General features: G+C 59.8%; 5 protein-coding genes. All 5 read right to left on the bottom strand.

What is annotated here, in order from left to right; translation table 11 throughout:
• Positions 1-426: 426 nt before the first annotated feature.
• Positions 427-2,973 (bottom strand): serine/threonine protein kinase, encoded by a 2,547-nt coding sequence (locus tag JNN07_25990; GenBank protein ID MBL9171210.1) that lies wholly within the window; start codon positions 2,971-2,973, stop codon positions 427-429.
• Positions 2,974-3,171: 198 nt separating this feature from the next.
• Positions 3,172-3,921 carry a sigma-70 family RNA polymerase sigma factor gene (locus JNN07_25985; protein MBL9171209.1) on the bottom strand — a complete coding sequence of 250 codons (750 nt, stop codon included), beginning with the start codon at positions 3,919-3,921 and terminating at the stop codon, positions 3,172-3,174.
• Between the two features lie 570 nt (positions 3,922-4,491).
• Complete coding sequence (locus JNN07_25980) at positions 4,492-7,212, bottom strand: hypothetical protein (protein MBL9171208.1); 2,721 nt, start codon at positions 7,210-7,212, stop codon at positions 4,492-4,494.
• A gap of 357 nt (positions 7,213-7,569) precedes the next feature.
• Complete coding sequence (locus JNN07_25975; protein ID MBL9171207.1) at positions 7,570-8,982, bottom strand: hypothetical protein; 1,413 nt, start codon at positions 8,980-8,982, stop codon at positions 7,570-7,572.
• A gap of 270 nt (positions 8,983-9,252) precedes the next feature.
• Positions 9,253-15,282, bottom strand: coding sequence for a lamin tail domain-containing protein (locus tag JNN07_25970; protein MBL9171206.1), 6,030 nt, complete (start codon positions 15,280-15,282; stop codon positions 9,253-9,255).
• Positions 15,283-15,304 lie beyond the last annotated feature (22 nt).

The raw sequence follows: 15,304 nt of genomic DNA, 5'->3' as shown, positions 1-15,304 counted from the left end.
CACCAAGGGTGCGTCCCATCTCAGCCTGGGGTGGGAACCCAAGGTAACCATCCCCCTCCCATCAAGGGCTGAAAGCCCGGCACGGCGCCGTGGGATCCGCCACCAGCACCTCCCCCCCCATGACCAACTCGATGAACGTACGTTCATCGAGTTGGTCATGGCACAGGACGACGACATCAGACGGATTGACCATCGATTAAGCCCCCATGTGGCATTCACGCCTCCGCCGGAATCGGTAATCCCCCAATCCACCGAGGTTTCCCATCCCTCTACGGCAGTTGCGGGTCGGTCGGGTGTCATGAGTACGTCGCTCCCGTGTAAGGAGTTCCGCCTTTAGCCCAATCTATGCAGTAGGGCGGTATGGATTGGGCTAAAGGGAACTCCCTACACTCGCTTGGGCCTCGCCCGGAACTCATTGCTCCCAGGTCAGTCCGTCACCTCTAGCGTCACCGGTTTCCCGGCCATGGCACCCAACTCAATGCTGGCCCCCCGTAAGGTGTTCACATTGACATTGAATGCCCGACTCGACTCGGTCGCTGACGCTCCGAAGCTCACGGGAACTTCCTGACTCCATTCCATTACCCCCACCTTGACAATCACCTGCACTTGATCCCCCCCGCCCTGCTCGCGAAGCTCGACACTGATGGAGGTCACAAACCCCGGCACATTCTTCAGCTCGGAAGGCTGCAACTGGGTGGAAACAGGTTTATCGAGCACCACGAGTCGGGCGGTACCTGCACGGCCAGCTAGCAAACTCCAGTGCAATATCAGATTAGTTGCACTCACCTCTGAATGACCGCCAATGGAAAGCCAACGCGAATCCTGGACGGCGGCCAGAGCCGCGGGCATCGGACGAAAGTCGATGATGCCCCGATAGACCTCCGTGTTCTGGTCGGTCACTTCAAACAAATCGAACGATCCTCGAAAAACGTCACCCGGCAGAGCGTGAGCCAACATGCCCATTGACGCCAGCGCCTGGCGCGCCAAGGCGCCTGAAGGGAGCAAAAACTCGAGATGCCAAGTCCGCCTCCCGTTGGTGGAAGTCAGGACCGAATAGCTGGGAATGTCGTATCGCGAGGTGGGTTTCAGCAACGGACCGCTAGAACCATCGGCCAAGGCTTCGAGTTCCGGTGCCATCCGGGGCCCCACCAGTACAGCTCGCGCTTCCAAATCCGCCGAGGCCTGGGTCAGCGTGATGTCGGCAGACACCACTCGGTCATTCACCCCCAAGGGTATAATCTTCATTCCCGCCAAACTGACCCGCGCTGAAGTGGGCATTGCTGAACGCCTCGAATTGTGGTGATCAGCCCAGGCAAGCAGGCCAAGGAAAACCAGGGATGCCACCAACGCCAAGCCGATTAATTCAGAGATTTGTCTCAGGGACGCGGAGTTGAGCTGCGGCGGAGCCTCCAGCGGACGCGACGACCTCCACAGCACCAACGCCCCCCCCATCAGGATCAATGTCAGAATCCAAGAGCTGCCAGTAACCACTGCCTCACCGATTGCAGGATTCCAGTTCGAGTCACCCATGACCTGGATCAACGCCCACACTCCGAACAGGCCAATGGGGAGCCCGATGAAGAACAATCCAATCGCCAGATAGCGAAGCAGGGGCTTTGGCGACACGGCATCGGGTGGCCTTCGACCGAGCAGGACGAACGCTACCACTAGGAAAGGGAGAGCTGGCAAAAGGATGACCAACGACTGACGCCAGAAGGGACGTTCAAACATCTCGAGTTCTGTCGCCGCCCTGGCTGCCATTCCTTGATACGCCTCCGCGGCCAGGCCTAACCCCTGGAGTTGCACTTCCAACCGCCGCGCCCGCATGGACTGGTCAAGGGATCGCCCCATCGCCCCCACCTGCGAGTTGATCCGAGACAACTCCTCCAGGGCCTGCTCCCGTTGCTTTTGAGCGGATACCATACTGGACTTAAACCGAGCCAGGTTCACGGTCGCCTCTGCCCGTCGAAGGCGGTCACTCTGATACCGAACAGCGAGCAAGATCGAGCATCCCAAGACCAGGCCGAGGATTATGAGGATTCCCACCCCTCGCGCCGTGAATCGTTTCACACTCATCCCACGGTTAGGGTTGATTGCCTCATGCCGACTCGAGCTTCTGTTTTCCGTCCCCGAGGCGCTCGATTCGCCCCTTGCCTCGGCCGGGACTCCTTCCCTTGCCGGTATCGTCCGGGTAGCCACCGTCTCCACCTGGGTCCGAAATTCGGAAGCGCTGGAGAATCGCAGTTCAGGCCGCGATTCCAAGGCGCGCAGCACAATCTCATCCAGCCGAACATCGATCTGCACCTTCCGGGACGGGGGCTGAAGTGCCGGCCCAGGCATCTCCCCGGTCAGCAGTTCATACAACACCACCCCGAGCGAATAGATGTCTGCCCGATGGTCGGTGCGCTGAGCCGCAGCTTGCTCGGGAGCCATGTAACGCGGTGTGCCGGGCAGTTGACTCTCGACAGTTGAGGTTTCCTCCCCGTCCTGATGCAGGATCTTCGCAATGCCGAAATCCGCGATCTTGAGTCGGCCCTCGCGATCCAGGAGCAGATTCTCCGGTTTAATGTCCCGATGGACGATCCCACGGTCGTGCGCATATTGCAGCGCCTCGCAGACGGGCGGCACGACGGCTAACGCCTGCTCAGGAGTGAAACGCCCGGCCTGCATCGCCTGTCGCAGGTTCACTCCGTCGACATACTCCATGAGGAGAAAGTAGCAGCCGCTCACCTGGCCAAAGTCGTAAATGGTGACAATGCCCGGATGGTTGAGAGCCGCCAACGCTTGGGCTTCCCGGGTAAAACGCTCCGAGAACTTGGCATCCGCGACACGTTCCGGAGCCAACAGCTTCAAAGCCGCCAGCCGATTCAGGGATTTCTGCCGGACCTTGTAAACCACCCCCATGCCTCCGCGCCCCAAACACTCCAGCAACTCCAGCTGCGGAAACCAGGGCTGCAATTCCTCCAGCTTCATCGGCGATGTGGAGGCACTCGAGCCCGCTGCAGATTGGGTCGGGATCATCGCCTCGGCCATCAAGCATCGGGGACAAAGACCGGCAGTTGCCGCCGATGGCAACTCGGCCCCACACTTCGGACACTGTCGCGGTTCAGTGCTGGATTCGCTCATGCCCATGTCCTGACGTGGTTCCCGCTCACGGTTACGCAAGTCTTTTCAAGACCCGCCCAGCGCTGCAAACAAGGACCGCATCTCCTCGTCGAGCATCCTGGGGTCGCTGAGAGTACTGGCGATTTCCGCTTTCAGAAGTTCTCGGAACCGCTGTTTCAGTCGATGAACCGCCACCTTGAAGGCGTTCGGATTCATTCCGAGCGATACGGCCAACGAAGCCTGATCCCCACGCGAAGCGTCCCCCGTCAGCCATGGTTTGGCGTGCTCAAAGAACTCCCCTCGGCCCTGCTCGACGTTCTCCCGCCGGAGGACTTCTAAAGCGCGACCAAGAACGGTCAACGCCCATTCGCGATCAAACTCAGCGGCAGGTGACACCGCCTCTGGATCCGGCAGCACCTCCCCCGTCGTCGCCTCACCCTCACCCCCCTCTGCCGGCTGATCGGAGGAGATAAGCTCGACCCCACCGCCTCGCTTGAGCCGGCGCTCCCGCTCACGCTGATGTGAAAGAAAGTGTCGGGCGGCTCCCAGGAGGTAGGAGCGAAACCGCCCGCGCTCCGGTGCCGCTGCTGCGATCGCTCCTCCCGCCAGCAGGCCGGCAAAGAAATCGTGCGCGAGATCCGTCGCTTGCTCCCGAGGGACCACCTGACAGCGGAAAAAGGTCTCCACCGGCTGATAATAGGCTTCGCAAAGCTCCTGCAGAGCACGACGTCCCTCAGGTGAGTCCGCCTTGGCGCGGCCGACCACCGACCAGTGGGTGGTGCAGAATCCACCGCCCACAGGGCCCGGACGACGGATGGGTGCAGGGCTTGATCGAGGTTCGGTGGTCATGTCCGGAAATCAATCTACCCGATTTCCTGACACATTGAACCAGAAAGGTAACACGGTTTTGCGTGTTACCTTTGCTGTAGGAGCGAGGTCGCTCCAGGGAAGCCTCGTGACTCGGCTCCCTACACCGGAACTAAGCAGGGTGTGATTACTTCCGGGTGAGGCCCGCCGGGGGGGCGAGCAAGCGGCAGAGGGCTCTCATCTTTACCTCCAATAATGGGGATTAGAAAAGCTGGGCAACGCCGGCGTTTCTCACTTGGTCGGCAGGGCCCGAACCCGCAGGGTTCAAAGAGATTTAGCCGGGGGTGCTCGCACCCCCGGAATTGTTGAAAGTACGGAGCATCGCGCAGCGATGCCACCGGCTTATGACGCTTGCGTCACCCTACTCAAGGAACCTAATCAGTTCCTCAGTCCGTTCGCCGACTGGTGGCACGCCTTTCAGGGTGCTGTTGAATAGGGGGCCGACAGACCGGGGGTGTCGCTGTGCTCCACGCCCCGGCTAATCTCTTTGAACCCTTAGGGTTCTCGGCTCTCCAGGCCCTACGGTCGCAACAGCCGATAGTATCGGTTGCCCACCTCGGTGACGAGTGGCTGGGGGTTGGTTTGGTCGGGTTCGTCCGACCAATCGCCCTCCGTCAGCGATTCGCGGGATTGAAGGACCCCATCACCCACCCAAGAAAGAGTCCATTGTCCCTCAACGAACTGAAGTTTAACCGGATCCAAACTCTCCGGTTGAAAGGTGAAATGAGCCGTGCCGCTGTTAGGAGCAAAGTCCTTGGCGACGTAACTGGTGTTCTCCGCTTCGAGCACCACGTTAAATCCGCTGTGGCGGAAGACCTTCAACCCATCAGAAGCGTACGTGGCGTGACGCGAAAACCGGCATTCGAAGGCGGAGGCAACGCCAGTCGGAGCGATCTCCCATCCCAAACCATCGATGCCACCTTCGTTGAAAACCCCGTTCTTCTCCTGATAGCCCGCGCCTCCCTGAATCAAGAGCTCAGACCCCATGCCGCCGAAGGGATGGTAACCAGTCACAGGATCGTTATCTGAATCGATAAAAATGTTATTATAGAAGAACGACGTGGGCCAGGTGGCATCGGAATGAAGCACGATCCGGAAATAGATCCAGTTCTCGTCATTGAATACATACAGCTCGCTGTAGTCGGACGATTCCGTGCTGTCTTGATCGTCGGTGACCAAGGGTGTCACTCCCGCCCAATCGTCGAAAGATCCGTCCACGACAATGGTGGACAGGAAAGGAACCTGGACCGGAGCGGCTAATCCGTTACCGAACAGGTCACGGACGCTCTGGACAGTCAGCGTATACTGCGTCCCCAGGCTCTGAGCGGCGGTCGTGAGGATGACCCGCGCCGGGTTGGACGCATCCAGGACGCCACCCGAAATCGTCAAAGCTGGCTCGATGGAATAGTTGGCAGGATTCAGTGCGGTGACGGAATCGACGGGCTCGTTGTAGGTCACCGTCAATTGGGCAGCGCTTCCCGACACCCCCACGATGGCCGGGGCCTGACTATCCGAGCTCACCACGAGGGTGGCGCGCCGACTGGTGGCGGTGGGGGTAAGGCGATTGCTCACCACCGCATAGTATTCTCCGCTGTCTCCGCTGAGCAGATTCGCAATCGTGTAGGTGGAGGCCGTCGCATTCGCAATCGGCTGGCCGTTCTTATACCACTGATAGCTCACGATCGCGGAGCCACTGGCTTCGACCGAAAACGTCGCCGTGCGTCCCTCGAGAAGGGTAAGATCCTGCGGAAGGTCCGGGTTGGTGATAGCGACGGGGACCGCGCGAGTGGTCAATCGAGCAACGCGGCTCTCCAGCCGAGTGGTTAAGGGATTGCTCAGTTCGACATGGTAAAGCCCCGCGTCCTGTTGCAGCACGACGGGAATTGAGTAGGAAGCGGAGGTGGCACCGGGGATCGGATCACTGCCCTTGAACCATTGGTACTGAATGGGGGCGGTGCCGCTCGCTTCCACTGTGAAGATGGTGGAATCGCCTTCGACCACTTCGCGATCAGCGGGTTGGTTCGGATTGGTGATCAACACCGGGGCGCTGTCCGAGGCGGTCAACTTGAGGCCGAAGACCAAATCGGCGGTATCACCGGCCGATTGATGAACCTCCGCCGCCAGCACGTTCGCGCCAATCAGCAGTGATTCGGGTGGCAGGGTCAACAGCTCGATCTGTCCCGGGGTGGCAGGTCCACCCGAGGCCGGCGACAAGTAGTTCACGGGGCGTTCATTGACCCGCACCCTGCGCACTTCAGTTCCGTTGAGATAGATAACTGCCCCGTCGGACAATGAGACATCCGCCTGGATCACCACCCCAGCCGGATCGTAGTCCCACTGAAAGGCGGTTCTAAAATAGTAGGTGGTCCGCCCGGCCTGGAGCCCGGTTTGGATGGGCGCTGCGTAAACGGCCGCGTTGGGCGCATAACCAAACAAACCCTTGCCGCTCGTCCACCCCGGTTGGCCACTTGGATCCGATGCCGGATCGCTCCACGCCGTGCCCAAGTCAGTTCCACTGTCATTGAAACTCCAGGACGTTTCACTCTGGCTGATCAGCGTCAGCGATCCGCTGGGATAGACCGGCGGTGGCGGGGTGAGGACGTACTCAATGAATCCGGTATCCGGAGCATCCTCCACTCGCGCGAAAGTCGGGGTTTCCGCTTCCAAGTAGAGTCCAATCAAATCTGAGGCGAAAACCGGTTCACCATCACTGGCATAAGTCGCCGCGCGCGAAAACCGAAATTCGAAATCCTTGGCTGCTCCCGTGGGTGCCGCCTGCCATCCCAGGCCCGTGATCCCCCCCTCGTTGAACCCTCGATTCTTCTCCTGATAACCTGCCCCGCTCTGAATCAGCATCTCCGAGCCCCGCCCGCCGCCAAACCCAGTGGAGGAATCGCCGTCGGCGTTGATAAAAAAGTTGTTTCGCGCGGTAAAAGGATCCGCGGCCTGATGCAAGGAGAAGCGCACATAGATGAACGCCTCATCATGCGCCACGTAGACATCCTTGATGTCCGTGGCATTGGGATTCTCCTGAGGATCCTGGTATGCCGGCGCGACCCCCGCCCAGTCTGCGAAGTTTCCGTCGATCGTGATCCGCTTGAACGTGGAGGCTTGCATACCCGTTGGAATGCATAGGATAGCCACTCCAGCGAGCGCGGCAATCCGAGACAGACGGGATCCAAAGCTCCGCCGAAAGAACTCGGCGACCGGGTGAAGAGGAAGGACATGATGAAGGTTCATAAGAGTACGAGCTCTAGGCGATTGATTCAACAACGACACTTCTGATTCTGAGTTACTTGCCCACAAAAGCTGGCAGGCAGCTTAGAATTGCTGAACTGCAGCGAATGTAAAGTGTGCGGATCAGAAAAAGCATCGGTTCTGATGATGCCGTTTTCTAATACATTGACTGCAAAACCCATTCCAAATCCGGGCCGAGCCGATGTTCCCAAGACCCGAAGTATTGCCCACGGAACACGCAAACCACACGGATCAGGATCGAAACCAAGAACTGAAAAAGAACATTCTCCTCATTCGGATTTTCTCCGTGTGATCCGCGTGTTCCGTGGGCCACCAAGCGCTCTGCCTTTGAGGGCAGAGCTAGAGGGCGGCAGCTCCAAATCGGATCGCAAACAAGTCCGCTTCCAACAACTCGAAGCGGAGCCTCACAGGACGGGACGACAGTGCGGTCAGATCGGCGCCCTGCTTCCATTGAACCTCGTGTTCTATGGCATCCCCGACGAAGGGACGACAATCCGCCAGCTCATAGCCATGTAGAACCTGCCCGCCGGCATCCAGTAGTTCCACTCGGATCCTGCCTCCCGCACTGGTGCTCGCATTCACAAACAACCGGCCACCCGCGAACCGAACCCGAGGAGTCACAAATTCCCCGACATCCGCTCCGGCATGAACGGAGGCAAACCCATCGGTTCGCAGCGTAAACCGACGAAACGGCGTCGCGTAGATCGACATCTCCGTCGGACCGGTCGGCACCACATTCAACGCCGCATAATTGGAACGGTTGCCCCATCGAGCTGGATCGAGCCCGGGTCGGATGAATGCATCCCGAAACGTGCGGTCATAAGGCCGATCCCCGCGCGTGCTCATGAACAGGACGTCCGTGCTTTCGCCTCGATCCGGATGAAACCGGGTGGGCAAGGCCACGTAGAGATGCGGCGCCCGAAAGTACGGATGTGTCAGCGTGGTATAGATGTGCTCGCCGGGAAAGTTCGGACGCAACGGCACCGGCTCGGTCCAATCGATAAAGTTTGATGACGTCGTTCGACAAACCGAGCGCAGTTTCTTGTCGAGGAAATGACGAAAGTAACACACGTACCGCCCTTCGCTTTCGGACCAGAACGAAACATTCTGAGAATCGAAGGCATACTCCTTGGTGTACCGGATCAGGGGTTCAGGCCGCATCTTTGCCCAGTGGATTCCGTCGGCCGACTGAAAGCCCACCAGCCCAGACTTCACCGTGCCGGCGAGCGCCTTGAATCGGGACTGGGCCGGGTTCCCCGGGCGGACATCCAGGAAGGGCGAAAAATTATGGCAGAAGGGAGACTCGTGGAGGATCACGTTGTTCTCACGATTTCCGTCCACTTCATGCAACCCCAGCTTGGGTCGAGTCCAGTGAATGCCGTCGCGACTTTCGCAGTAACGGGTGACCTCGGGACTGTCCCCATCAAACCGGGCGCCTCGTCCATCACGAGTGTACAGGCGGAACAGATCGCCGTCTTTGATGACCGTGCCGTATTCCAAAGGGTCGGCGGGGTTCTCCATCGGAGGAGCCAGCAACGGAGTCTGCAATCGTTGTTCGAGTCCCTGAAGGCTCTCGATGAGATAACGATCGACGAAGAGTTCACGCCGCGATCCCAAATCCAAGACAGCGTCGGACTGGGATTTCTCGTCCGCCGCCCGCCCGAACTTCAAAGGGGGCATCAAGGCGAGCCCACCGCAAACAGCAGATTGCTGGATAAAGCGTCGACGCGACAGGAAAGCTCGGGGTTTCATTGCGAACCCGATGCAAGCACCTTCAGGCGGGAACTCAAGGGAGAAGTGTTGGTGACGCTTTTGGGGGCGTGATTGATTCGGAGTGAAGGTGTTTCCACACCCGCAGAAATTCCCGACTCCGTCGGGGGCGGAAAAGCTGTAGAGGGCTACAGCACTCCAAGACGCTTCGCGAGGCGCTTGACGTTATGGAGTGCTGTAGCCCTCTACAGCTTTTCCGCCCCCCGGAGGGGGGATCCCCCGCATCGAGAGCGCATAGCCCTCGATGCACCTCTATGGCGTCCGAACCCGGTAGAATCGCTCCCCAGGCCGGGCCGCCGTATCCAGGACCTCGATGACCCCGGCACTCGCCGAGGCCGGCAAGTTCGTCAGCGTCAGCCAGGATCCACCCACCAGCTGATCGATAGTGTCCACGGAGTAAGTCCGCCCCGCCACCACCGCAAACCGAAGAGCCAACCCCGACTCCTGAGGAACGACGTCCGTGATCTTGAGCAAGCTAGCCGGATCGTTGGGATCGGTTCCCGCCCGATATTCGTTCAAGTTGTTGAAGCCATCCCCATCGAAATCTTTCCCCGCATCTTCGGGAACGCTGGACGAGAATCCCGGCGTTTGACCTTCATAGACATCCGGGAGGCCATCGCGGTCGGCGTCCGCCAACACGGTGAGCAACGCGCCCGCGGAAGCCACATTGGCCGCGGCCGCATTCCCGACCAGCGCGTTGTAGCTTCCGGCCTGAGCCGTCTGCACCGATGGAATCAAGAAGGTCGATTCGAAGCCGTTCACGATGACATTGGTCAGTGTGGTTGTCCCGCGACGCCATCGCACGGTGAATGGAGCAGTCCCGCTCAAAACCACCCGGAAGCTCACCGGCTCCCCAGCTACCGCCGTCACCGGGAGGGGCGACTGAACAATCGTCGGCCGAACATTGACCACCAAGAAAGCCGACTGGCTGCGCATGGATCCAATGTCGTCGGTAACTGTGACCTGGTATGGTCCGGCATCCGCCGGCTGAACATTGGTTAGGGACAAGATCGAATTGGTTGCCTGGTTGATCGCTCCCCCGTTGAAAGACCATTGGTAACGTAGGGTACCAATGCCAATCGCTGTTACGGAGAACGACACGCGACTGCCCACATTGGTCGCCCGACTCAGCGGCTGCTGCACGATGGAAGCGGGCCTAATCGTGATCAGCTGGGCGGCCTCGCTGACTACCGAGCCCAAGGCGCTGTAGACGATGGCATGGTAGTATCCAGCCGCCTCCGGAGGCACTTCCTTCAGCTGCAAGCTGGAGTTGGTTTCCCCCAACAACGGTGCCCCATTGAAGGTCCACTGGTAGAACAAGGGGCCAGTGCCGGTGGCCTCGACCGAAAAACTCACATCCAAGTAGGCGACCACGGATTGACTCACCGGCTGACGGACGAGGCTCGGGGCTTCCCCGAGGCCTAGGTCTTGACCCGGTGTTGGAAGCGCTGCGAGCCAGTTGGAGGGATCGTCGGCAAACTGCGACGCGACGCGACGTTGGAGCGAGGCTCCCCCCCCATCGGCCGCCGAGGGCCATGGAGCCCGGTCGTCATACCTCACCGCATCGACCGAGACGAACACGGTGCCATTGGTCCCATCCGTGTAACCAGGACGCTGCAGTTCAAGCCGCTCTCCGCTGTTCTGCAGGCTGCCCGTTGCTCCTGCCAAAACGGCTACGTCCGAAGGAATTCCATGGCGAATTCGAAATCCCTCCGCGTTCGTGGCAACCACCACGACCAAACGCCCTGCCCCTAAAGTGAAGCCCGTGGGAAACTGGAACCCGAATCCGGCCAGGCGCCAGGTGTTGGTTGGTGAAGCTGCGTCAAAAAAAGGAACCTCGGTATTCGCGATGCTTTTCAGCTCCACGAAAGCCGGCTGGTCGCCTTCCGGATGGTAGTGGATCTCTTGAATCACCACCGGCCCCACTGCGGGAGGCGAGTTCGTGCTTCCGAGAGTGAGGGACGTCAACCGGACCATGGATTCCTGACCGATACTGTTGACGTAACGACCCAGACTGGTTTTTGTCTCTGACGGGCCAAAGGAAACGCCGTGCCCATAGCCGGTAAAATTACCCTGGGCGTCGGCCGCCGTCAGATAAAGATCGTCCCCCTCAGCCGAAAGAGCGAACGAACCTGCGCCCCCCGGGAGCGAGTTAAAGTCGGACTCGTCCAACACCAGGTAACCCTGAGCGGGAATCACCGAGCCGACCGGAAACCGATACTTCCGCGGCAGAGCGCCGTCGTCGCTTAAATACCATCCGACCAAGTCGACCGCGGTGGCTCCGGGATTGTAGATTTCGATTTGGTCGACATCGGGCCTGAGCGTGTGCGACACGACCTCGTTGACGACCACGCCTCGCCCCGAACCCACGGGTTCGGGATCGGGCTGACCGGGTGAACCACCTCGAGCCGAGCTGGCACGCCATCGGGTGCCTTGAGTTAACTCCGAAATCCGAACCTCCGCGATCGGAACCAGGGAAAAGCCGTAGCCGTCCGGGCTGATAGGCCAGGGTGCGCGATCATTGTACTCAATGCTTAGCACCTGTCCTCCCAGGGCCGTGGACAAGGTCAGACGTTCTCCGTTGTTGTCCAGCCGGCCGGTGTATTCTCCCTGGACGACAATGCCCGGATACCGAGTCTGCAAGGCCGTCCGATTGCGGGCCAGCAGGAGCCGAGCCCCGGGAGCCAGCTCGGTCCCCGGAGCAAAGGTGAACTGAATGCCTTCCGTAAAGGTTAGAGTTCCCAGTCGAAGGGATCGGAGCCCGCCATTCTGCAATTCAACAAACTCCAGATCATCCCCGGAAATCGCGCCGAAGTTCAGCGGGTTGTACATGATCTCGCTGAAGAACAGACCCGAGAAATCCTGCGCCGGTGTAAAGACCGCCGTGGTCAGGCCGCTCCAGACATTGCCACGCTTCAGTCGAGCTTTCACCTCGGTCTCGGCATTGAGAACGACCGGTGTCAGAAAGGCCTGGGCCGAAGGGTTCACCGCGCCGCCGAGCAGCCGAGGGTCAGATCCGTCCAAGGTAAAGTAAACGGTTCCGTTGGTTCCGCCCATCACGAGCTGAAATCCATTGGGAATCTCGCCGCCGGGCTGGTTGTAGAAGGGTGGCCGCACGTAGCTGCCGTCGATCCAAGCCGCCCTGGCTTTCAACCAATTCTTCATGGTGTTGAGCCGGGTGGTCCACTCCGTCGCACTGGGGACGCCATTCAGCAGGGCTTTAGCCGGGGAAATCTCGGCGGCCTGTTCATCGATGACCGCATCCATTCCCGCATCGCTGAGCGGCCCACGTCGCAGGTTCCACCAACGGTCCATATACTCCTGCACGAAATCAGGGTCCGTGAACAGCCGGGCGTACCAAATCTGCTCAGAGCGCCAGAGCAGATCTCCCGTCGGGGAGGGCGATCCAATATAGTAGGGGCTCCAGTTGTAATCCCACGCCGGCCCCATCCGCAGCTTCTCGTCCCGCCCTTTCCAGGGAAACATGCTGATCAGGAGGCCATCTCCATTGTGAGTCAGAGTGTTTAGGATGAAATAATCGGCGAAGTCCAAGGTATCCAGATGGCGCCGATATCCATTCGTCGGGTCGCGCCACAGGGCACTGTTGTAGAACACGTCCTCAAACCGCTTAAACCAACCCTCGATCGCGGCCCGCTGCTGGGGATTGATGACGTAGCCGTTGGGATTATCGAAGTTGAGATAGCCATTGCTTTGCTGCGGCAGGTCATCGCCCGCGACCTGGTCGTTGGGGCGGGACTCGGCTCGGCGATTCGGTCCGGCCGTATGGAAGAAATAAGGCTGCCGCGCCCCGTTAGGCGCCGGCCACCCGGTGTCAGGCTCGGGATCCATGCGATTGATATTGAGCAGCCATCCCCCGGTTGACCCATCGGGAGCCAGACGATCGAAATCCAGCCGATCCTGGCCGCGGGAAACTTTTTCCAGAATCGCATACACCCCCCGCCGATCGGCCAGCTTAAGATCCCCGCCATCCTCGTTCACAAACGCTTCCACCCAGCGAAAGCGCACGGAGTAACGTCCGGTACGGCGGCTCAGCTCATACGCGAAGGTGTTGAAAAGCATGGTGGGATCCTTGGAGTCCTCGGCGTCCGGATAGTAAAGGATCCACTCGGAGTGTTCCGGCATTCCCAGCGGGGAGACGTCGGCCTCCTCGCCCGTCTCACTCTCCGCTTCAACACTGTAAGGCTTCTGCCGCCAGGTCGAGGAGAACGCCCCGCGTCCCCGAATTCCAATGCGACTAAACATGTCTGCCTCCTGGGTCAGAGAACTGGTCTGCTGCTGGCCTTGACGATCGAAGGTGGCCCACACAGCCGCTTGACGTGGCACTTGCTTGATTCCCGACCCATTGCCGCTCCAGCCCTTCTGAGGAATGACCCCGGCTCCGAAATTCTCGATCAACAGAATGGGGAGGGTGGAACGGTAGTTGAGCAGATCGGCAGCGAGCTTGATGTAGCTACCACCGGTAACCGGGCTCGCTTTTCCGCTCGCCAGAGCCACGGCGCGAATACGTCGCGTTTGCTCGATTCGCAATGGGGTGGTGTAGATCAGGCCGTTCGTAGGTCCCGGGGTGGAACCGTCGAAGGTGTATCGGATCTCCGCTCCCGGAGTGGCGCTGGAAAGACTCAGATCGAAAGCGTTCGTAATCGTTCCGCTGCTGCGGGAAAACACCACGGAGCCCGGTGGCGGCTGAATGTTGCGATTGGGTAGCCCAGGCGTAGGCTCGCCCAAAAAACGCAGGGTCGAAAGATCACCGGCCAAAAGGCCATAGGAAATGTCCGTCGACTGAACGGGATAGCCCGGAGAAAACTCCTGCAGCACAATCGGCCCGGGACCAACCAATGCCAGATAGTCACCACCTTGGCTGAGCTGAAACCCGGTATGAAGGGGTGCTCCAGCGGCCACGCGGTTTTTTCCTGAGGCGAAAATCAACAGGAACTCCCGAGGAGCCAGGGTGATGTCGGGGAACTTCCATTGGGTCAAATCCTTCGGATCGTCGGTGAGGGAGTATCCGAGCAGGCGAATGGGCGACGGGGTCGGGTTGTAGATTTCAATCCAATCCGAGAACTGCCCCTCCTCGTCGGCGAGGGTAGTTTGGTTGTCGGCGAGAAACTCAGAAATCACGAGATGACTGGCCGGATTCAGCAGGCTGACGGTCGCTTCCGCCTGGCTCTGGCCGAATGCATTGCGAGCCGTGAACGTGAAGGTCGAGTTCGCCAAAACCGAGAGTTCGACCGACCCCTTCCCGTCAATCGTCCGGGAAGTCACATCGCCTACCATAGGACTGATGACCAATTCGGTGGCATAGTCCGTCTCCCAGCTCAGCCGAAAAGGCTCCCCGGGGCCAACGAACTCCTTGTCCGGTCCAAAACGTCGCACCAACGGCGCGGGATTCACCGTCACCAGCACCCTCCCCGTGACACTCCCTCCCTGGTTCTCCGCCACCAACTCGTAGAGATGGGTGGACTCGGGGTTGAGAGTGATTTGGGTCAATCCCGTCACGTCGGAGCCGTCGAGACGAACACCATCCGCATCTTGGGTTCGCCAGCTCAACAAGGTGCCCGCCGGGGAGAACAGGACGGACGGGACAGCGGTAAACTCGAGGAGGAGCGGGGGTCGACGGGTCCCGGTGAACGCGTCGGCATGCCGTAGGATCGCGGCCGCCGGCAGAGCATCATCGTAGACCGTCACCCGATGAATGGTACCGACCATCCCTTCTGTGCCGGCAGCGCTGTTCCCCAAGGTCCCAAGCCCGCGAGGCATGGCAAAAGTGGTGGCAACCCCGGTCCGTGTCCCGGCCAGGGTGCCGTTAACGAAGAGGCGCATCGTGCGATTCGTCGAGGTCCAGACGAAGGCCAGGTGGGCAGGCTCCGTCGGCGACGGCACCGCCGGCGAAAAAACATAGTCCGACACGCCGCTCTGGGTAAAGCCCACCTGCCCCGTGTTGTTCCACTGCTCATAGCGCAAGCTGCTGCCGGAGGTGGAACCGACCGCGAGATATCCGTTCCCTCCCCCCGCAATGGGATCACCTTCCACAATGAACTCCATGGTGACATCTCCCGATGAGTTCCCAAAGTTGAAGGCTTGGCGGTTGGTATCGTAGAAAACAGCCGGAACCAGCAGGGTAGCCAAGGGCTTGATGCCGGACTGAGAATCGGCTGCTATCGTGGCGTCGTATTCGGGGAGGGCGGCATTTCCCGGATGAGGAGCCAAGAAGCACAGGAGGGCAAACCAAGTCCAGCAGGAGAAACGAACGCAAATCTTCATGATGCAATACAACAAGGAGCAC

This window comes from Verrucomicrobiales bacterium, assembly GCA_016793885.1.
Taxonomy (GTDB): Bacteria; Verrucomicrobiota; Verrucomicrobiia; order Limisphaerales; family UBA11320; genus UBA11320.
This window is presented reverse-complemented; position numbering and strand designations above follow the sequence as displayed.

Coding starts and splice junctions, on each gene's coding strand:
- JNN07_25990 (MBL9171210.1), bottom strand. CDS start 2,973: ATGAAGCTGGAGGAATTGCAGCCCTGGTTTCCGCAGCTGGAGTTGCTG.
- JNN07_25980 (MBL9171208.1), bottom strand. CDS start 7,212: ATGAACCTTCATCATGTCCTTCCTCTTCACCCGGTCGCCGAGTTCTTT.
- JNN07_25975 (MBL9171207.1), bottom strand. CDS start 8,982: ATGAAACCCCGAGCTTTCCTGTCGCGTCGACGCTTTATCCAGCAATCT.
- JNN07_25970 (MBL9171206.1), bottom strand. CDS start 15,282: ATGAAGATTTGCGTTCGTTTCTCCTGCTGGACTTGGTTTGCCCTCCTG.